The organism is Rhizobium sp. BR 317 (assembly GCF_047445835.1).
Lineage (GTDB): Bacteria > Pseudomonadota > Alphaproteobacteria > Rhizobiales > Rhizobiaceae > Rhizobium > Rhizobium paranaense.
Genome location: NZ_JARWLB010000003.1, coordinates 256,423 through 275,565 on the forward strand (window position 1 = coordinate 256,423; position 19,143 = coordinate 275,565).

Genomic DNA, 19,143 nt, shown 5'->3' on the forward strand with positions numbered 1-19,143 from the left:
CTACCGCCTGTGAGCGTGTCGTTGAGCGCCGCAGTCCGCCAAAAAGCGAGATGATGCTTCAACAAAATTAGGCTTTTTTCGAAAGTGAGCGGATAATGACTGTATATTGAGGGAGGGGGCGGAGCATGATGTTCACGAGTGCGCGATTAGTCTGGTCAAGGCCATTCATTATCTTGGCGGCGTTTCTGTTGATTGTGGCCAGCGGCAGCGCCGGCCTAGCCGCCGATCAAACTGCCGTCTCTGAGGCGACGCAGCAGAAGATCAATCAGCTTACAAAGCTCCTCGACGACGCCGACATTCGGTCGTTGCTCGCTTCGCGCGCCAAGCCGGCCCCAGCAGACGAAGGGATGCCGGGCGCCTCCGCCAACGAATTCACGCAGCGGCTCAACGCCATAAGGGATCATGTGACGTCGGTCGTGGCCGCAGTGCCACTCGTGCCGGGCGAGTTCGAGAAGGCCAGAGAGACGACGATGGCGGGCATTAACGATCGCCGACCAATCACCGTCCTGACTTTCTTCCTGCTTCTTGTGGCGATTGGTCGAACTGTTGAATGGGTATTTGGCCGTTTTGCACGCCGCATGCAAACGAACCGGGAGGTAGATGCCTCGCAGTCTCCACCGAGTGGTTTCCAAATTCTGGGCCGGTATCTCTTTGCGGAGATTGCGCCCCTCGTGATCTTCGGCATCGCAAGCCTGGGCCTTTTCTTGAGTTTCAGTTGGCCGCAACTATTGACAGAACTTATAGTGCCAACTCTGCTTGGATTGATTGCCGGACGCTTCATGATCCGTCTTACCAGGATCTTGCTGACGCCCTACCCCAACGAAAGTGGCGATGGCGCGACGCGCTTGATTCCGATCGGGGAAAGTGCCGCCCATTTCTGGTTCAGCCGCCTAACCCTGTTCATTTCAATCTTCGTTTTTGGCTGGGCAGCGAATGGTATCATGCTTGATCTCGGCTTCCTGCCTGCAGCGAGGGAAGTGGTCGTCTATTGCCTCGGCCTTCTCCTGCTTGCATCGGCGATTGAGATGGCATGGCACCGTCCGCGCGAGACCGAGCATCACAGCCGCCATGGCGTGTTGGACTGGCTACTCGTTTTCTGGCTATGCCTGATCTGGGTCCTCTGGGTGGGTGGCGCGAGCGTCCTGATGTGGCTTTGCGCTTATCTCATTCTTGTCCCCGCCGGTCTAAAGATCGTGACCGCCGTTACCCACGGCGCGTTTCTGCGCTCCGCTAGCGATGCGGGTGCCGCGAAGCCGGTTCTCGAGGTCATCGTCGAACGCACTGCAAGGGCCGTCTTCATCGCACTTGCGGCTCTGTGGCTGACGAGCGTGATGCGCCTTAACTCAATGATGATGCAGGACGAGACCGCGAGCCGTATCTTCCGCGGCGTGCTAAGCGGTGTCGTAATTCTTCTTGTGGCCGACATTCTTTGGCAAGTTGTGAAGGCTCTGATCGAGAGTAGGCTAGCAAAGGCGCATGCTGCCGATAACGATGCTGCAGAAGCAGCCCGGAATGGCCGCCTTCTGACGCTGCTGCCGATTCTCAAGAACTTCCTCGCCGTCTTGATTGCCGTCATCGCGATCCTGACGGTGCTGTCGGGACTCGGGGTCGCGATTGGCCCGCTGATAGCCGGCGCAGGCATCTTCGGCGTAGCCATCGGTTTCGGCTCGCAGACACTTGTCAAGGACGTCCTCAGCGGCGTGTTTTACATGATGGACGACGCCTTCCGTGTCGGCGAATACATCCAGAGCGGCAGCTACAAGGGCACCGTTGAATCCTTCAGCATCCGATCGGTGCGATTGCGGCACCATCGCGGTCCGGTCTTTACCGTGCCCTTTGGCGTCCTCGGCGCGGTCCAAAACATGTCGCGGGATTGGGCGATCGACAAGTTTAAGATCGACGTGGCCTTCGACACTGATCTCGTCAAGGTGAAGAAGCTGGTGAAGGGAGTCGGAGCGACGTTGCTCGAAGATCCGGAATTCGGGCCGCTGATCCTCGAGACCGTAAAGTTCAAGGGCGTCGAGCAGTTCGGAGACTACGGAATGACCGTCAGCTTTGCTATGACCACCAAGCCCGGTCATCAGTCCGGGATCCGACGGCGCGCCTACGCGATGATCCGCGAGGTATTCGCCGAAAACGGCATTGAATTCGCCTCTCCGACGGTTCAGGTCGCCAATGAAGGAAAGGTTGGCGCTGACGGCGCGCCTACAGTGTCCAGCACCTCGACCGCCACAGCCGCTGCACTTGCAGTGAACAATGCGATTGCGTTGAGAAAGGCCGCCCCGACCGCAGAAGAGGGCGGCTGAAGCTGGGCTGAGGGGCCACGCACGTAATCGCGGCGGTAGAACGTTCACCTGACCATCACCATGCCAAGGCCCAAAAACAAAAACGCCCCATCCGCAAGGATAGGGCGTTTCCGTTGAACGATAGGCCGATCACTCAGTCCTTGGCGCGCTCGACGTAGGAATTGTCTTCCGTGGCGATGACGACGCGGGTGCCGGCGTTGATATGCGGCGGCACCATGGTGCGCACGCCGTTCGACAGCATGGCGGGCTTGTAGGAGGACGATGCCGTCTGGCCCTTCACGACCGGTTCGGTCTCGGTGATTTCCAGCGTGACGTGGCGCGGCAGCTCAAGTGCCAGCGGAATGCCTTCGTGGATCGACAGGATGCAGGTCATGCCTTCCTGCAGATAGGCCTTCTGGTCACCCATGGTTTCGACGTCGACGACGACCTGGTCGTAGTTGGCCGGGTTCATGAAGTGGAAGCCTTCGCCATCTTCATAGAGGTACTGGAAGTTCACGTCTTCGACGAAGGCGCGCTCGACCTGCTCAGTGGTGCGCCAGCGCTCGGACACCTTTACGCCGTCGACGATGCGGCGCATGTCGACCTGGGTGACCGGCGTGCCCTTGCCCGGATGAAAGTTCTGAGCGGTGAGAACGACGTAGAGTTTGCCGTCGACGTCGAGAACGTTGCCCTTGCGGACTGAAGAGGCGATGACCTTGACCATAAGACTTCCTTGTAACTCGGCCTGTCACGTCGTAGAGGACTGTCGAAATGCACCTCGCGACGCAGCTATTGTTTGCTTGGGGGCGCAACTACCCTAAATCAACAGAAATAGCCACCCCCATCCCTGGCGACCCGAGAAGAAAGCGTGCAATGGAGCCAACGAGCAGCAAAGCGTCCCCCTGGTGGACCCGCACCGTCCACGCGGATCGGCGGCCGTTCCTCATTGGCCGCAATGCCATCCAGGCGGCTCTGCGTGAATTCTTCATCCGCAACGATTTCATCGAAGTCGACACGCCGACGCTGCAGGTGTCGCCGGGCAACGAGGCGCATCTTCATGCCTTCGCCACCGAGGCGCTGACGACGGATGGCCAGAAGGCGCCCTTCTATCTCCACACTTCGCCGGAGTTCGCCTGCAAGAAGTTGCTCGCCGCCGGCGAGGAGCGCATTGCCTGCTTCGCCCATGTCTATCGCAACCGCGAGCGCGGGCCGCTGCACCATCCGGAATTCACCATGCTGGAATGGTATCGGGCGGGCGAGACCTACGAGACGCTGATGACCGATTGTGCTGCGCTGCTGGCGCTGGCGGCGGAGACGGTGGGGGCAAAGAAACTCAGCTATCGCGGCGCCGAAACCGATCCGTTCCTTGCGCCGGAGCGCATCAGCGTCGCTGCCGCCTTTGAACGTTATGCCAAGATCGATCTGCTGGGCTCGATCGGCCTCGACGGATCGACGGATCGCGAACATTTGGCGGCCGAGATGCAGCGCGTGGGTATGCGTGTGGCAAAAGACGATCACTGGCCCGATCTTTTCAGCCGCGTGCTGGTCGAGAAGGTCGAGCCCTATCTTGGCTTCGGCCGGGCGACGATCCTCGACGAATATCCGGTCTCGGAAGCGGCCCTTGCCCGGCCCTCGGCGCGCGATCATCGCGTGGCTGAGCGCTTCGAGCTCTATGCTTGCGGCGTCGAGCTCGCCAATGCTTTCGGCGAACTCACCAATGCCGACGAGCAGCGGCGGCGGTTTGAGATAGAGATGGCCGAGAAGGCTCGCATCTACGGCGAGACCTATCCGCTGGATGAGGAGTTTCTCGAAGCCCTTGCCGTCATGCCGGAGGCGAGCGGCATAGCGCTCGGCTTCGATCGACTGGTGATGCTGGCGACGGGTGCATCGCGGATCGAACAGGTGCTCTGGGCGCCCGTTTCGGAGTTTGGTTCATGAACGTGATGCGTCCGATCAGAAGCGTCGACGACCTTGAACAGGCCGGTTTGATCGATGCCGGTGAGGCTCTGTCGCTGGAGGCGGTTGCCGCGCGTTATGCCATTGCCCTGACGCCTACGATGGCAAAGCTGATCGACCGCAGCGACCCAGCCGATCCGATTGCGCGGCAATTCGTGCCTGACATGGTCGAACTTGTCGTTACGCCGGAAGAGCGGGCCGATCCGATCGGTGATCATGCCTATAGTCCGGTCGAGGGGATCGTCCATCGCTATCCCGACCGTGTGCTGTTGAAGGCCGTGCATGTCTGCCCTGTCTATTGCCGTTTCTGTTTCCGTCGCGAGATGGTCGGGCCGCAGGGTCTCGGCACGCTGGATGCGGCGGCACTCGATGCCGCCTTCGCCTATATCCGCGATCACCGCGAGATCTGGGAGGTTATCCTGACCGGCGGCGATCCGTTGGTGCTGTCGCCGCGCCGGCTGGAGGAGATGCTCAGTGCGCTCGCCGATATCGACCATGTGAAGATTGTCCGGTTCCACACTCGCGTGCCCGTCGTCGATCCCCTGAAGATCGACGAGGCGCTGATCGCGGCGCTGAAGGCGAGCGGCAAGACGGTCTATGTGGCGCTGCATGCCAACCATCCTCGCGAGCTGACCGCCGAGGCGCGTGCCGCCTGCGCGCGGCTTGTCGATGCCGGCGTTGTCCTGGTCAGCCAATCCGTTTTGCTGAAGGGCGTCAACGACGATCCGGATGTGCTGGCGGCGTTGATGAAGGCTTTCGTCGAGACGCGGATCAAGCCTTATTACCTGCATCATCCCGATCTTGCCCCCGGCACCAGCCATTTCCGCCTGACGATAGCGGAGGGGCAGAAGATCGTCGCCGCGCTGCGCGGCCGCATTTCCGGCCTCTGCCAGCCCACCTATATCCTCGATATCCCAGGTGGGCACGGCAAGGCAGACATCGGCAGAAACGCCGTCCGCGAGATCGGCGAAGGCTGCTATTCCATCTCGGATTATCGTGGCGGCGAGCATATCTATCCGCCGGAAGGATAGTCTGCTCACTGGCCGTTTCCGCTACTTCAGGATGTCTGTAGCGCCGCTTTTGTAAATGAACTTTGCTGGGAAAAATTTGGTGCATTAACCTTGCGGTCAAGTACCATTTTTCCGCACCTCATTCCGTACAGATTTTAGAATTGTAAGATATTGTCCCGTAAACGACATGTTATATGGCTTAAATATCGTAAATTTCTTTTAGAAAAATCTAAAAAATAAGATTTTCTTGATAAGTATATCCTGGTTATATTTACCACGTCGCTTAGCGGAATGTTCTATTTTCCCTGTTACTTCTCGGCGCAGGATAGGACGGCGTTGCTGCCGTCGCGTTTACGATCGCTTGGAGGGACTAAAGGATGAATGAGACGATTCGCGATTTGCTGGCCAAGTTTGGTGCGCTCCCCGTTGCGATGGATCAGATTGCCGACGACGCCGATCTCTACGCGGCCGGGCTGTCTTCCTTTGCGTCGGTGCAGCTCATGCTTGGCATCGAAGAAGCCTTCGACATCGAGTTTCCCGACAATCTGCTGAACCGCAAATCCTTTGCCAGCATCGTCGCCATCGAAAAGACGGTCGGCATGATCCTGGACAGCCGAAAGGTTGCCTGATGAGTGTCGCGGTCGCTTTGGTTGAAGCCGGAGCCGCAGATACGGCGGCGGTGCGTGCCGCACGCGTTGCGGCGATCGCCGGTAAACATGCTGATGCAGTCGACATAGAGGGCCGGTTCCCGCGCGAGGCTGTGGATGCGATGCGCGCCGAAAGGCTGCTGTCGATCCAGATCCCCGCCGATCTTGGCGGCGAGGGTGCATCGACCACCGAAATAGCCGAACTCTGCTCGATTCTCGGCCAGGCCTGCGCGGCCAGCGCCATGGTCTTCGCCATGCATCAGATCAAGCTGTCGAGCCTGGTCGAGCATGGTGCTGAGAGCGACTGGCACCGCGAGTTCATGCACCGCATCGCCAAGGAACAGCTTCTGCTGGCATCGGCGACGACCGAAGGCGGCATCGGCGGCAATCTCCGCAACAGTATCTGCGCCATCAAGGTGGAAGGCGACCAGTGCTTCCTCGAGAAGGACGCAACCGTCATTTCCTATGGCGCCCATGCAGACGCTATTCTCATCACCTCGCGCAGCCATGCCGAGGCGGCTTCCTCCGATCAGGTCATGACGGTATTCCTTAGGGATCAATACACGCTGGAGCGCACCATCGAGTGGAACACGCTCGGCATGCGCGGCACCTGCTCCGACGGCTTCCTGTTCAAAGGCGAAGCACCGGCCGAGCAGATCCTGCCGAAGCCGTTTGCCGAGATTGCCGCGCAGTCGATGTTGGCAAGCTCGCATCTGCTCTGGAGCGGCGTCTGGTATGGCATCGCAGCCGACGCGGTGGCCCGCGCCCAGGCTTTCGTGCGCGCCGCGGCCCGCAAGTCGCCTGGCCAGCAGCCGCCCGGCGCGTTGCGGCTGGCGGAAGTTTCCAGCCTGCTGCAGATGGTGAAGTCGAATGTCGTCGCCGGCCTGAAAGTCTATGAAGAGGCCAAGGCCGATGCCGACCGGCTCTCTTCGATGGCGTTTGCCGTCGCCATGAACAACGTCAAGATCGCGTCGTCGGAGATGATCCTGCCGATCATCAACCATGCGATGCTGATCTGCGGCATCATGGGCTACAAGAACGGCACGCCCTACAGCCTCGGCCGCCATTTGCGCGATGCGCACTCCGCTCAACTGATGATCTCGAACGACCGCATTCTCGGCAATACGTCGACCATGTTGCTCGTCCACAAACAAGATACCAGCCTACTGGGATAATCGTCATGGATATGCAGACCTCGTTTCTCGACCGCCTTTTTGAATCCGGTCTTCTGATCGACACCGGCGTTGATGGCCTCTATGGCCGCAGCGGCCAGTTCGAAGACGTCATTTCCGCTTTCGAGAGGCTGATCGACAAGTTCGGCGGCGCCGATGGTGCCGAGGCCATCCGCTTTCCGCCCGGCATGAACCGCGCCTTCTTCGAAAAGAGCGGCTACATGAAGAGCTTCCCGCAGCTTGCCGGCACGGTGCACAGCTTCTGCGGCAACGAGCTCGATCACATGAGCCTCCTGAAGTGCATGGAGGTGGGAGAAGATTGGACGAAGGATCAGGAAGCGACCGACATCGTACTGACGCCGGCGGCCTGCTATCCGCTCTACCCGACGGTCGCCAAGCGTGGCGCGTTGCCTGAGAGCGGCGCGCTCTTCGACCTGCAGTCCTATTGCTTCCGCCATGAGCCTTCCAAGGATCCGGCCCGTCAGCAACTGTTCCGCATGCGCGAATATGTCTGCATGGGCACCGATAAGCATGTGACGGATTTCCGCCAGAACTGGATGGATCGCGGCGTCGAGATGATGAGGGCCGTCGGCCTTGAAGTGACCATCGATGTCGCCAACGACCCGTTCTTCGGCCGCGCCGGCAAGATGCTCGCCAACAACCAGCGCGACCAGAACCTGAAGTTCGAGCTGCTGATCCAGATCACCTCCTCGGCCAATCCGACCGCTTGCATGAGCTTCAATTATCACCAGGACGCCTTCGGCGCGAAATGGGGTTTGAACTTCGAGGACGGCAGCGTTGCACACACGGCCTGCGTCGGCTTCGGTCTGGAACGCATTGCGCTGGCGCTGTTCCATCACCACGGTCTCGACACCAAGGAATGGCCCGAAAGCGTGCGCAAGGCGCTGTGGGGCTGATCGGTTCCATGGCTTCCGTCTTCGCGGGACTCGATCCCACCAGCTACAGGTCCCATGCGCTGCACGACAGCGAGCGCGTGTGGCCGGAAACCAATTGCTATATCGATCTCTGGATCGAGGTGCTCTCAAGCCTGAAACTGTCGCCGGAAGCCATGCTCGGCTTCACGGTGGGCCAAGATTTCGAGGGTGATCAGTTTACCTTCTTCAAAGTGCCGCTCGAAGATCTGGAAGCGTTGTACGGCATCCGCTGCACGGAACTCGCAATCTACGACAAGATCCAGCACCACGTCGCCGAGCAGATCGGCCGTCGCCGGCTCTGCCTGGTCGAGATGGATTCCTTCTACATGCCGGACACTCAGGGTGTCGGCTATCGCCGCGAGCACGGCAAGACGACCGTCGCCATCAACAGGCTGGACATGGCGGGCCGCGAGCTCGACTATTTCCACAATGGCGGCTTCTTCCGGCTGTCGGGCGAAGATTTCGACGGGCTGTTTCAATTGCATCTGACGGATGAAGATCTGCCCTTCCTGCCCTATACGGAATTCGCGAAGTTTCCCGAGAATGTGCCGGGCGAGGCCGCCATCCGGCAGACGTCCAGGCAACTTCTGGCCTTCCATTTCCGCCGCCGTCCCGCGGCCAATCCCATCCGTGCCTTCGCAGCGGTTTTCCCGGCGCAGGTGGAAGTGGTAGCCGAACGGCCCTTCGGCTTTTTCCACAAATATGCCTTCAATACGCTGCGCCAGCTCGGCGCCAATTTCGAGCTGGCGGGCAGTCATCTCGACTGGCTGTCGGGGGCGTTTTCGGAAGCTGCTGGCGAGGCCCGGCGAATTTCGGAAGTGGCGAAATCCGTGCAGTTTCAGCTCGCCCGCGCCGTAACACGCAAGAAATTCGAGCCGTTGCAGACGGCCCTTGATCCGGCCGCGGATGCATGGGATTCGATGATGGGGCTGCTTGAACAAAAGCTGTAGGCGAACGTGATCTCCTCCCAAAGCCTGCTCTTTGGGAATCCTGTTCTGAGCTGAGGAATGCAATGCACGGGCGTTTGGCTGATATTGGCGGCGAGACGCTGCTGAGCGAAGGGTGGAACCTGGTTCTGACGGATGCGGGCGCCTGCGCTTCGCCTTCGGACGTGCCGCTTTCGGCCGGGTTCATCCCCGCGTCGGTGCCAGGCACGGTGGCCGGGGCGCTGGAAAAGGCCGGGCTTTTCAATCGTGAGCATCCCCATCCGCTGAACGACAAGGACGCCTGGTATCTTTGCAGATTGGTTGACGCCGACCCCGGCAATGCGGTTCTGCGGCTCGGAGGATTGGCGATGCTCTGCGACGTCTTTCTGAACGGCACAAAAATCCTCGTTTCCGAGAGCATGTTCGAGTCGCACGAACTCGCCGTCCATCTGCTGGGCGGCGACGAACTGGCACTGTGTTTTCGTGCCCTGGAGCCACGGCTTGCCGAACCCGGCCCCAGAGCCCGGTGGCGGCCGCAGATGATCACGCCGCAGGGGCTGCGCCTGGTACGGACGACACTGCTCGGCCACATGCCCGGCTGGTGCCCGGAAATCCATGCGGTTGGCCCCTGGCGGCCGATTTCACTGTTTCGCCCGCATAGCCCGATCATTCGCGATCTTTCGCTACGTCCGGATCTGCTGGAGGATGACGAGGGCCGGCTTTATGCCTCGCTCATTGTTGAGGGACAGGTCGGTGAGATCGTGCTTCGCTGTGGTGGCGTCGAACAGGCCTTTGAGAAGGACAATGGCGGTCGCTACACGGCGATCCTGAAAATCCCTGGTGTGACGCCGTGGTGGCCGCACACCCACGGAACGCCCTATCTCCATGACGTCGCGCTGATCGTCGATGGTGTCGAGCACCCGCTCGGGCGTACTGGCTTCCGCCGGCTTGCGGTCGATCGCAGCGCGGACGGTCAGGATTTCGCGCTTGTTGTCAATGGCGAGCGCATCTTCTGCCGTGGCGCCGTCTGGACGACGGCGGATATTGCCCGCTTGCCTGGCGGCCGTGAAGATTACGAGCCCTGGCTGCGGCTGGCGGCGGAGGCGGGCATGAACATGGTCCGCATCGGCGGCACCATGGCCTATGAGACCCCGGAATTCTTCCGGCTCTGCGACGAACTCGGCTTGCTGGTTTGGCAGGATTTCATGTTCGCCAATTTCGACTATCTGAAGAACGACAAGGCCTTCAATGCCCATGTCGAGGCGGAGGCGGCGCAGCTTCTTTCGAGTACGCGCCTGTCGCCCTCGCTCGCTGTGCTTTGCGGCGGTAGCGAGATCCACCAGCAGGCGGCAATGATGGGCTTGCCGGAACGCTTCTGGGCGAGCCCGATCGTGGAGGAAATCATTCCGGCCATCGTAAAGTCGCTGCGGCCCGATGTTCCCTATGTCGTCAATTCCCCCTCGGGCGGCGCCATGCCGTTTTCCTCGAATGCGGGGGTGACGCATTACTATGGCGTCGGCGCCTATATGCGGCCGCTTGGCGATGCGCGCCGCGCCGACGTTCGCTTCGCGGCGGAAAGTCTGGCTTTCGCGCATGTGCCGCAGGCCCGGACCTTGGCGCGGCATTTGCCAGTGCCGGCAGTCCATAGCCCGCTATGGAAAGAGCGGGTGCCGCGCGATCGCGGTGCTTCCTGGGATTTCGAGGATGTGCGCGATCATTATGTCAGCGAACTCTACGGCTTCGAACCAAGCCGCCTGCGGCGCGAAGATCCGGATCTCTATCTTGATCTGTCTCGCGCCGTTACCGGCGAAGTCGCGGAAGAAACCTATGCCGAATGGCGGCGGCAGGGCTCCGGCTGCAACGGTGCCCTTGTCTGGACGCTACAGGATCTGTTGCCCGGCCCCGGCTGGGGCGTGATTGACTCCACCGGTGAGCCGAAGCCCATATGGTATGCGCTCCGCCGCGCCTTTCGGCCGGTGCAAGTATTGCTCACCGACGAAGGCACCAATGGCCTCGATGTGCATGTCATCAACGAGGGCGATGTTGCCCTCGACCTCGATCTAGACGCGGTCTGCCTGCGCGACGGCCGCCAGACCGTGGTCAGCGGGAAGCGGGAATTGTCGGTCGAAGCCCGCGGCAAGCACAAGATCGCCTGCACCGATCTCTTCGGCGCCTTCTTCGACACGACCTATGCCTTCCGTTTCGGCCCGCCGTCACATGATGTGACGGTGGCGCGGCTTACAGCGCGCGAGACAGGGGCGCTGATTACTGAAGCCTTCTACTTCCCCCTGGGCAGGACAAAAGCCTTTCACGAGGCCGAAATCACAGCTTCCGTCGTGCAGCAGGACGATCACTGGTTCCTTGATCTGCGCAGCGACCGGTTGGCACAATCGGTACAGATCGATTTCGAAGCCTATCGGGCGGAGGACGACTGGTTCCACCTCGCTCCCGGTGGGACCCGGCGGTTGAGGCTTTATACGAGGGCTGGAACTTCGGTAGAGACTGTTCCCACAGGTCAGATCAGGACTTTGGGTGGCCGGGGGATAGTCGAAGTGTGATTGAGGCGCGGCAAGCGCAGCGGCCTATCTCGCCCTTGGCGGGCGAGAAAGTAAAAACTTAGAATTAGGCGAGGGCTCGTCCCTCGTCTAATTCTTAGTTTTTACAAGAGCGGGGGTAGGAAGGGACGCACCGATCTCGAAAACTATCGGTGCAAGACGTGGCCCCCTCTCTTGCAATTTCAATGGCTTAGAAATTGCGCGTGACTTTTGGATATGCGGAGCTTGCGGTGTCGCAATTCCTAAACCAGTGAAATTGCTTTCTCGCCCGCCAGGGGCGAGATAGGTCCTGCGCTGGCTCCTCCTACAACGTCACCCCATCCGGCCCGAACAGATGGCAGCGCTCGGGATCGATGTGGATGCTGACTGTTTCTCCGGCGCGAATGGCCTGCTGATCTTCCAGCGCGACCGTCAGTGCCTGGCCGCCATGCAGCGTGACGTAGAGGATCGTCTGGCCGCCGAGATGTTCGACCAGATCGACGCGGGCGCTGCCCAGCGCCAGGCCGCGGTCGCCGACGTTCAGATGTTCCGGGCGGGCGCCGAGGGTGACGGGTTGGCCGGGCTGGAGACCGCCGAGCCGGCGCGGCAGGCGCACCGTCTGGCCGGCGAGGTCGATGACGGCGGAGCCGTCGTCGGAGGCGACGATCTTTGCGTCCAGGAAGTTCATCTTGGGCGAGCCGATGAAGCCGGCGACGAATTTGTTCCGGGGCTTGTTGTAGAGATCGAGGGGCGCCCCGACCTGTTCGATATTGCCGCCATTCAGCACCACGATCTTGTCGGCCATGGTCATGGCCTCCGTCTGGTCGTGGGTGACGTAGATCATGGTATTGCCGAGCCGCTGATGCAGGCGAGCGATCTCGACGCGCATCTGCACGCGCAGTTCGGCGTCGAGATTGGAGAGCGGTTCGTCGAAGAGGAAGATCTTCGGTTCACGCACGATGGCGCGGCCGATGGCGACGCGCTGTCGCTGGCCGCCGGAGAGCTGCTTCGGCTTGCGCTGCAGGAGCTGCTTGATCTGCAGGATCTCGGCCGCTTTTTCGACGCGCGGCTGGATCTCCTGTTTCTTCATGCCCGCCGTTTCCAGGCCGAAGGCGAGGTTCTTGTAGACCGACATGTGCGGATAAAGCGCATAGGACTGGAACACCATGGCGATGCCGCGCTTGGAGGCCGGGACATCGTTCATGCGGCTGCCGTCGAGATAGAGCGCGCCGCCGGAAATCGGTTCCAGGCCGGCGATCATGCGCAGCAGCGTGGACTTGCCGCAGCCGGATGGACCGACGAAGACGGCGAATTCACCGGGTTCGATTTCCAGGTCGATGCCGTGGACGACCTCAAGCTCGCCATAGCGCTTGATAACCTTCTGCAGCGAGACGCTTGTCGCCATGGGCGCTTCCTCCTTGTTCGTCCTGATGGCTCGCACGGCTGTCGTCATGCGGGCCTCCAGCTCTTGTATTTCGTGCTTTCGGGGCCGACTGGAAAGCGGACTTCGGTGCGCGTTTCCGATGATTCATAGAATGCGGTGACCAGCTCCAGCGCCTGGCGGGCATCGGTTGTCGTCACCGGCAGCGGTCCGCCCGATACCAGTGCTTCGTGGAACAGCTTCATCTGCGTGTTGAAGCGGTTCGGAATTGGCGACCAATCGGCGAGCAGCGCATCGATCTTTGCGCCGATCTCGTCATTGGCGGGGACGATCTTCCAAGGGTCCTGGCCGGGGCTGTAGGGCTCGTGGTTGCTTTCGATCAAGACGTTTTCGAAGGCGAGGCGCAGGCGGCTGATCTGTTCCTGTGAACCAAGCGTGGCGCTGATGGTGGCAAGTGCGCCGTTTTCCATCAGCAGGCTGGCGCTGGCGCAATCTTCCACTTCGATATCGTTGACGCGGGTGGCGACGCGGCCGAAGAGGCCGGCGATCGGTCCCATGAGATAGGTGAGCATGTCGTGCAGATGGATGGAGTGCGTCATCAGCACGCCGCCGAGTTCCGTATCCCACTTGCCGCGCCAGGGGACTGCATAATAGTCGGCGCCACGGACCCAATGCGTTTCCGATGTGGCGACATAGGGCTTGCCGGCGATGCCGGCCTCGATGATGCGCTTGGCCTTCTGGATGCCGTCGCCATAGCGATACTGGAAGATCGGCATCAGCCGGCCCTTGGCCGTCTTCTCGGCGGCGATGACGGCATCGACATCGGCGAGCGAGCCGACGAGGGGCTTTTCGCAGACCACATGCTTGCCGGCGGCAAGCGCCTGTATGATGAGCTGGAAATGCGAGCCCGGCGGCGTGCAGATATCGATGATGTCGATATCGGGCATGTTGAGGATCTCGACGAAATCCTTGAGGCGTCTGCCGATGCCGAATTCGTCACCCACGGCGTTCAGGCGTTCCTCGTTGAGATCGCAGAGAGCGGCGACTTCGAAGCGATCCGGATGCGGCAGGTAGCCTTCGACGATATGGGAGCGGCCGATGCCGAGGCCTATGATCGCGACTTTTTTTACGTCGGACATGTCGAGATTACCTCTGAATGCTGTTGAGCGATGTCGCTTCGGCCAGAGCCTGCGCCTTCAGCGCCAGCTCCATGGCCTTGAAGCAATGGTCCTGTCCCATCGCGGTTTCGGTGCGGTCCCGGATATCGGCGGCCAGTTGCCGGCCGTAAGGCAGCTCGACTTCGGTGCAATCGATATGCTGCATGCCCTTGCGGTCCGTGAGGAAGAGATGATCGGTGCCGGGACGGCCGGCAACGTCGATATATTTGCGCAGCTCGATCGTGCCTTCGGTGCCGACGATGAAGAGGCGACCGTCGCCCCAGGTGGAAAGGCCATCGGGCGTGAACCAGTCGACGCGGACATAGCCGGTGACGTCAGGCGTGCGCAGGTGAAAATCGCCGTAATCCTGTAACCCGGGCGTTTCCGGATTGGCGCGGTTGGAAACCGTCGCTGACAGTACCTCGGCTTCCAGCGAGTCCGCGAAGAACAGGAACTGCTCGCATTGATGCGAGGCGATGTCGGTGATGATGCCGCCGTAGCGCTTGCGGTCGAAGAACCAATCCGGCCGGGTCGGTTTGCGCAGCCGATGTGGGCCGAGCCCCGTCGTGTGGATGACCTTACCGATGGCGCCGGCTTTGACCAGCTCCCCGGCTCTAACGGTCGATGCCGTCTCAAAATGTTCGGAATAGAGGATGGAGACGATGCGTTTGGTTTCCGCCTGTACCCTGCGCACTTCCGCGAGTTGATCCAGCGTCACCATGCCGGGCTTATCCAGCATCACGTCCTTGCCATGCCGCATGGCCTCGATGGCGAGGTTCGACCGCTCGTCGGAGATTGCGGCGCTGACGATCAGGCCGATCGAGCGGTCCTCCAGGATTTCGCGTTTGTCAGCGACACGTTTTGCCTGCGGGAAACGCCCGGCGAAGACGGCGGCGAGGTCGTCTTCTACGGCGTGGAAGGCAACGAGCTCGGCGCCAGCCCGCAGCATGACGTTGACCTGGCCGTAGATGTGATCGTGATTGAGGCCGATGGCGGCAAAGCGCAGCGCGCTCATGCGACATTTCCTTTCAGTGAGTTTCTTTGGTTACGGTCCCAAACCTTGGGTATTCGGGACCGCAGGATTCATAATCAGCGTTTGAGGCCGGCCGTGGCGATGCCGTCGATCAGCAGCCTCTGGAAGAACAGGAAGATCAGGAAGACGGGGATCAGCGAGATGCTCGACATGGCAAACAGGCTGCTCCAATCGGAGCTACCGGTCGAGTCCACGAAGGAGCGCAGGCCAAGCTGCACCGTGTAGGTGTTGATGTCGGAGAGATAGATCAGCGGGCCGAAGAAATCGTCCCAGGTCCAGATGAAGGAGAAGATGGCAGCGGTCGCCAACACCGGCAGCGACAGCGGCAGCATGATCCGCCAATAGATGCGCCACGGGCTGCAGCCGTCCATCATCGCGGCCTCGTCCAGTTCGCGCGGAATGCCACGGAAGAACTGCACCATCAGGAAGATGAAGAAGGCATCGACCGCCAGGAATTTCGGGACGACCAGCGGCAGCATGGTCTTCACCCAGCCGAGCTTCAGGAACAGGATATATTGCGGGATCAGCGTCACATGATAGGGCAGCATCAGCGTGCCGAGCATCAGCGCGAACCAGAAATTCTTGCCCCAGAAATTCAGCCGGGCGAAGGCATAGGCCGCCAGCGAGCAGGAGATGACATTGCCCATCACGGAAAGGACGGCGATGATGACGGAATTCCACACGAAGGAGCCGAAGGTGACCTGTCCGCCGAACCAGCCGCGGGCATAGGAGCTGAAGTCGAACTGCGACGGGATCAGCGAGGCGGTGCCGAAGATCTCGTTCTGATCCTTTACCGAACCGGAAAGCATCCAGAGCAGCGGGTAGAGCATCACGATCGACGCGGCGACCAAAGCGACATGGATGAGGACGGACAGGAACCACGGGCGTTCGCGCGGCGGGTTCAGATCTTCGGCAAAATGGGTGAGCTTCGCGTCAGTCATCGTAGTGGACCCAATAACGAGCTGAGAGGAAGGAGAAGGCGGTGAAGATCGCGATGATGATCACCAGGATCCAGGCGAGGGCCGCGGCATAGCCCATGCGGAAATAGCCGAAGGCCTCCTGGTAGAGGTAGAGCGTGTAGAACAGCGTGGAATCGATCGGGCCGCCGGTGCCGGATGAGATGACATAGGCCGGCGTGAAGGCCTTGAAGGCATCGATGGTCTGCACCACGGCGTTGAAGAAGATCACCGGCGTTAAGAGCGGCAGGGTGATCTTGAAGAAAATCCGCGCCTTCGATGCACCGTCCAAGCTGGCCGCCTCATAGAGATCGGTCGGGATCTGCCGAAGGCCGGCGAGAAAGATGATCATCGGCGAACCGAACTGCCAAATCGCCAGGATGATGAGGGTATAGAGCGAATAGTCCGGATTGGAGATCCAGCTCGGTCCGTTGATACCGAAGGAGTACCAGAGCAGGGTGTTGACGATGCCGTCGGCATCGAAGATCTGCCGCCACAGCACCGCAATCGCAACGCTGGAGCCGAGCAGCGACGGCAGATAGAAGATGGCGCGATAGACCGGCAGGCCCTTGATACCGCGGTTCAGCAGCAGCGCCACCAGAAGTGCGAATGCCAGCTTCAGCGGTACGGAACAGACGACGTAGAACAGCGTCACCTTCATCGATGACAGGAATTTGTCGTCTGCCGTCGCGATCCGCACATAATTGTTGATGCCGACGAGGTTCGGAGACTGCAGCAGATTGTAGTCGGTGAAGGAGAGATAGAGCGAGGCAATCGCTGGCCCGAGGGTCAGTCCGAAGAAGCCGATGAACCACGGCAGAAGGAAGAGATAGCCGGGTGCGTTGCGCGCGAATGCGCTCGGCGCCTTGTAGGAGGTTTCCACGCGCAACGGCGCGCGCTCGCCGACGGCTAAGCCGCCGGCAACGCTCTTGCTGTTTGTACCCACGGTATCAGCCTCGCGTAATGTTTGCTGCTGCCTGTTCGGTGAACTTCGTGCCAGCGTCCTGCGCGCTGGTTTTGCCGAAAGCCACTTCCTCGGCGATCGTCTTCAGCATGAATGCATTCTCGCCGGCGCCGTTCGGTGGAGACGGCGGTAGAGCTCCGACATTCGGCGTCAACCGGCCGATATAATCGACGACCTGTTTGCTCGTGGCATCGAGATCCGGCGTCAGCAGATCGCGGATCTTCGGCGAGGCGGGAACGCCGCGCTCTACGCCGAGTATCTTTGCGCCTTCCGGATCCTCCACGAGATAATTGACGAAGGCGACGGCGGCGTCCTTGTTTGCCGAGGTTGCCGAAACCGACATCAGCATCGAGGGTTTCAGATACTGGCCGGGCTTGCTACCCGGGTTGCTGGGATACGAGACCAGGTCGATCTTTTCCTTGACGAGGCCCTGAATGGCGACGAACTGGTTGGAAAAGGCGTAGCTGACGGCCGCCTTCTTGGTCACCAGCATGTCGGTCTCGATGGTCTGCTTGTAGAGAGCCTGCACATCGGCCGGCACGCAGGCGCCGATTTCGCGCAGGTGGCCCCAGAAGGAAAACCATTCGGCGGCATCCTTGGCTTCGAAGCCGAGCTTGCCGTCGCTCGTATAGAGCGCCTTGCCGCGCTGGCGCAGCCAGCACTCGAAGTCAGGCTCGCCGCCGCTCTGATCTGCGGTGCCGTAGAAGCCGCGGCGTTTCTTGGCGGCGGTGACCTTGGCGCAGGCCTCGCCGAGCTGCTCCCAGGTCATGCCGTCATGCGGCGGCTCAATGCCGGCTTCCTGCCAGGCTGCCACATTGACGACGACCATGGAGGAATTGACCCCGAGATTGACGCCGTAAATCTTGCCATCGACCTTGCCGGAATTGATATTGGGAGCCCCGAAATCCTCGATCGCCAGGCTCTTGTCGAGATAGGGCGTCATGTCGAGCAGCGCGCCGCGACGGGCATATTCGAAGATGTAGCGATAATCCATCTGAATGAGGTCCGGCGCGTTGCCGCCGCCGGTCTGCGTGGCCAGACGCGTCCAGTAGCTATCCCAGCCGAAGGATTCGCCGGCGATTGTGACATCCGGGTTCTTGGCTTGATAGGCCTTTACCGCTGCAAACGTACGGTCGCTTCGCTCCTTCGATCCCCACCAAAGAAGGCGCATCGCGGTTGCCGCATTGGCGCGCGAAAGTCCGATACTGCTGAAAGCTAGCGTGGCTGCCATGCCAGCAAGCAACTGCCGGCGATCGATCGTCAACGTCATCCTGGTCTCCTCCCCAGTTAACCGGTGATTTACGAACTGCTTTGCATGATATAACTATTTGGTTACAAGTTGGATAGAAACGCGACCGCTGTCAAGCGCCAATCGTGTCACAATCAAGCGACCCGTGCTGGGGCTGGGGGCATCCGTTGCGAAAGAGATAGATCGGGGAGGAGGAATGTCCATGGTGGCCAGGACAACCCAAGGAACTGAAAAATCAGCGAAAGCGGGCGTTTACGGCAAGGCGGAAACGAGGCCGAAGAAGGTGCCGCGCAATCCGCAGCGCACCCATGCCATGATCCTGGAAGCGGCGACGGAGGAATTCGCCGCGCACGGCTTCGGCGGTGCCAGGGTGGATGCGATCGCGGCGAGGGCGCAGACCAACAAGCGCATGCTCTATCACTATTTCGGCGACAAGGAGGGACTCTATGTCGCCGTGCTGGAGGCGACCTATGCGGCGATCCGCAATGCGGAGAAAAATCTCGACCTCGCCCGCCGTGATCCCGAGGAAGGGATGCGCGAACTGGCGCTCTTCACCTGGCATCACTTCCTCGAACATCCGGAATTTTTGAGCCTGCTCGTCACCGAAAACCTGCATGAAGCGCGTTATCTGAAGCGTTCCGACAAGATTTCGGCGATGCATTCGCACTTCATCGGCGAGCTGGCCGACGTGCTGCGACGAGGTGAAGCAGCCGGTATTTTCCGGCCGGCCATCGACCCGGTGTCGGTTTACCTCACCATTGCGGCGCTCGGTTTCTTCTACCTGTCCAATCGCCATACGCTATCGACGATTTTTGCCCGCAAGCTGACCGCACCGGAAGCGCTGAAAGCCTGGGGCGAGCACATCGTTTCGGTGACCTTGGCCTCGATCAGGGCTTAATGCGTTCCGCTTTGGGCATGCGGTGGCTCCAGCGATCACG

16 protein-coding genes are annotated in these 19,143 nt (G+C 60.6%); 9 read left to right on the plus strand and 7 right to left on the minus strand.

All coding sequences use genetic code 11. From position 1 onward, the window contains the following. Positions 1-128 precede the first annotated feature (128 nt). Entirely contained in the window at positions 129-2,306 is a 2,178-nt protein-coding gene (locus tag QD357_RS06270) for a mechanosensitive ion channel family protein (protein WP_107109950.1), read from the plus strand. Positions 2,307-2,439: 133 nt separating this feature from the next. Here QD357_RS06270 and efp read toward each other — a convergent pair whose 3' ends face one another. After that, on the minus strand, positions 2,440-3,009 hold the full coding sequence (gene efp, locus QD357_RS06275) for an elongation factor P (protein ID WP_028751515.1): 570 nt from the start codon (positions 3,007-3,009) through the stop codon (positions 2,440-2,442). A 149-nt stretch (positions 3,010-3,158) separates the two neighbouring features. On the opposite strand from efp, the gene epmA reads away from it, so the two are divergent. The 7 genes from epmA (at position 3,159) to QD357_RS06310 (ending at position 11,489) form a co-directional block, all read left to right on the plus strand. Next, the gene (epmA, locus tag QD357_RS06280) at positions 3,159-4,223 is read left to right on the plus strand and encodes an EF-P lysine aminoacylase EpmA (RefSeq protein WP_107109794.1); all 1,065 of its coding nucleotides are present in this window, start codon (positions 3,159-3,161) and stop codon (positions 4,221-4,223) included. Further along, on the plus strand, positions 4,220-5,272 hold the full coding sequence (locus QD357_RS06285) for a lysine-2,3-aminomutase-like protein (RefSeq protein WP_107109793.1): 1,053 nt from the start codon (positions 4,220-4,222) through the stop codon (positions 5,270-5,272). Before epmA ends, QD357_RS06285 begins: the two co-directional genes overlap by 4 nt. Before the next feature lie 356 nt (positions 5,273-5,628). After that, positions 5,629-5,880, plus strand: coding sequence for an acyl carrier protein (locus tag QD357_RS06290; RefSeq protein ID WP_107109792.1), 252 nt, complete (start codon positions 5,629-5,631; stop codon positions 5,878-5,880). After that, the gene (locus QD357_RS06295) at positions 5,880-7,073 is read left to right on the plus strand and encodes an acyl-CoA dehydrogenase family protein (protein WP_107109791.1); all 1,194 of its coding nucleotides are present in this window, start codon (positions 5,880-5,882) and stop codon (positions 7,071-7,073) included. Before QD357_RS06290 ends, QD357_RS06295 begins: the two co-directional genes overlap by 1 nt. A 5-nt stretch (positions 7,074-7,078) precedes the next feature. Continuing rightward, the gene (locus tag QD357_RS06300; protein WP_107109790.1) at positions 7,079-7,987 is read left to right on the plus strand and encodes an amino acid--[acyl-carrier-protein] ligase; all 909 of its coding nucleotides are present in this window, start codon (positions 7,079-7,081) and stop codon (positions 7,985-7,987) included. 8 nt (positions 7,988-7,995) lie between these two features. After that, positions 7,996-8,955, plus strand: coding sequence for a DUF1839 family protein (locus QD357_RS06305; protein WP_107109949.1), 960 nt, complete (start codon positions 7,996-7,998; stop codon positions 8,953-8,955). Positions 8,956-9,017: 62 nt separating this feature from the next. Further along, positions 9,018-11,489 carry a glycoside hydrolase family 2 protein gene (locus QD357_RS06310; protein ID WP_107109789.1) on the plus strand — a complete coding sequence of 824 codons (2,472 nt, stop codon included), beginning with the start codon at positions 9,018-9,020 and terminating at the stop codon, positions 11,487-11,489. A 301-nt stretch (positions 11,490-11,790) separates the two neighbouring features. Here the strand turns inward: QD357_RS06310 and QD357_RS06315 are convergent, their stop codons facing one another. The 6 genes from QD357_RS06315 to QD357_RS06340 all read right to left on the minus strand — a co-directional run bounded on the left by QD357_RS06315 (position 11,791) and on the right by QD357_RS06340 (position 18,226). Further along, entirely contained in the window at positions 11,791-12,870 is a 1,080-nt protein-coding gene (locus QD357_RS06315; protein ID WP_107109948.1) for an ABC transporter ATP-binding protein, read from the minus strand. Positions 12,871-12,914: 44 nt separating this feature from the next. After that, entirely contained in the window at positions 12,915-13,985 is a 1,071-nt protein-coding gene (locus QD357_RS06320) for a Gfo/Idh/MocA family protein (RefSeq protein WP_107109788.1), read from the minus strand. Between the two features lie 7 nt (positions 13,986-13,992). After that, the gene (locus tag QD357_RS06325) at positions 13,993-15,018 is read right to left on the minus strand and encodes a Gfo/Idh/MocA family protein (RefSeq protein ID WP_107109787.1); all 1,026 of its coding nucleotides are present in this window, start codon (positions 15,016-15,018) and stop codon (positions 13,993-13,995) included. Between the two features lie 74 nt (positions 15,019-15,092). After that, positions 15,093-15,977 carry a carbohydrate ABC transporter permease gene (locus QD357_RS06330; protein ID WP_107109786.1) on the minus strand — a complete coding sequence of 295 codons (885 nt, stop codon included), beginning with the start codon at positions 15,975-15,977 and terminating at the stop codon, positions 15,093-15,095. Beyond that, a complete protein-coding gene (locus QD357_RS06335) occupies positions 15,970-16,881 on the minus strand; it encodes a carbohydrate ABC transporter permease (protein ID WP_210318832.1) in 912 nt (303 codons plus the stop codon). The genes QD357_RS06330 and QD357_RS06335 overlap by 8 nt, the downstream gene beginning before the upstream one ends. 61 nt (positions 16,882-16,942) lie before the next feature. Beyond that, positions 16,943-18,226, minus strand: a complete 1,284-nt coding sequence (locus QD357_RS06340; protein WP_107109784.1) for an ABC transporter substrate-binding protein — start codon at positions 18,224-18,226, stop codon at positions 16,943-16,945. A 181-nt stretch (positions 18,227-18,407) separates the two neighbouring features. Between QD357_RS06340 and QD357_RS06345 the strand changes: the two genes are divergently transcribed. Further along, positions 18,408-19,103, plus strand: coding sequence for a TetR/AcrR family transcriptional regulator (locus QD357_RS06345; protein ID WP_107109783.1), 696 nt, complete (start codon positions 18,408-18,410; stop codon positions 19,101-19,103). Positions 19,104-19,143: the final 40 nt, after the last annotated feature.

What these genes read in the sequence shown, in the direction of transcription:
- QD357_RS06270 (WP_107109950.1), top strand. Translation starts at nt 129, where the DNA reads ATGTTCACGAGTGCGCGATTAGTCTGGTCAAGGCCATTCATTATCTTG.
- efp (WP_028751515.1), bottom strand. Translation starts at nt 3,009, where the DNA reads ATGGTCAAGGTCATCGCCTCTTCAGTCCGCAAGGGCAACGTTCTCGAC.
- epmA (WP_107109794.1), top strand. Translation starts at nt 3,159, where the DNA reads ATGGAGCCAACGAGCAGCAAAGCGTCCCCCTGGTGGACCCGCACCGTC.
- QD357_RS06285 (WP_107109793.1), top strand. Translation starts at nt 4,220, where the DNA reads ATGAACGTGATGCGTCCGATCAGAAGCGTCGACGACCTTGAACAGGCC.
- QD357_RS06290 (WP_107109792.1), top strand. Translation starts at nt 5,629, where the DNA reads ATGAATGAGACGATTCGCGATTTGCTGGCCAAGTTTGGTGCGCTCCCC.
- QD357_RS06295 (WP_107109791.1), top strand. Translation starts at nt 5,880, where the DNA reads ATGAGTGTCGCGGTCGCTTTGGTTGAAGCCGGAGCCGCAGATACGGCG.
- QD357_RS06300 (WP_107109790.1), top strand. Translation starts at nt 7,079, where the DNA reads ATGGATATGCAGACCTCGTTTCTCGACCGCCTTTTTGAATCCGGTCTT.
- QD357_RS06305 (WP_107109949.1), top strand. Translation starts at nt 7,996, where the DNA reads ATGGCTTCCGTCTTCGCGGGACTCGATCCCACCAGCTACAGGTCCCAT.
- QD357_RS06310 (WP_107109789.1), top strand. Translation starts at nt 9,018, where the DNA reads ATGCACGGGCGTTTGGCTGATATTGGCGGCGAGACGCTGCTGAGCGAA.
- QD357_RS06315 (WP_107109948.1), bottom strand. Translation starts at nt 12,870, where the DNA reads ATGGCGACAAGCGTCTCGCTGCAGAAGGTTATCAAGCGCTATGGCGAG.
- QD357_RS06320 (WP_107109788.1), bottom strand. Translation starts at nt 13,985, where the DNA reads ATGTCCGACGTAAAAAAAGTCGCGATCATAGGCCTCGGCATCGGCCGC.
- QD357_RS06325 (WP_107109787.1), bottom strand. Translation starts at nt 15,018, where the DNA reads ATGAGCGCGCTGCGCTTTGCCGCCATCGGCCTCAATCACGATCACATC.
- QD357_RS06330 (WP_107109786.1), bottom strand. Translation starts at nt 15,977, where the DNA reads ATGACTGACGCGAAGCTCACCCATTTTGCCGAAGATCTGAACCCGCCG.
- QD357_RS06340 (WP_107109784.1), bottom strand. Translation starts at nt 18,226, where the DNA reads ATGACGTTGACGATCGATCGCCGGCAGTTGCTTGCTGGCATGGCAGCC.
- QD357_RS06345 (WP_107109783.1), top strand. Translation starts at nt 18,408, where the DNA reads ATGGTGGCCAGGACAACCCAAGGAACTGAAAAATCAGCGAAAGCGGGC.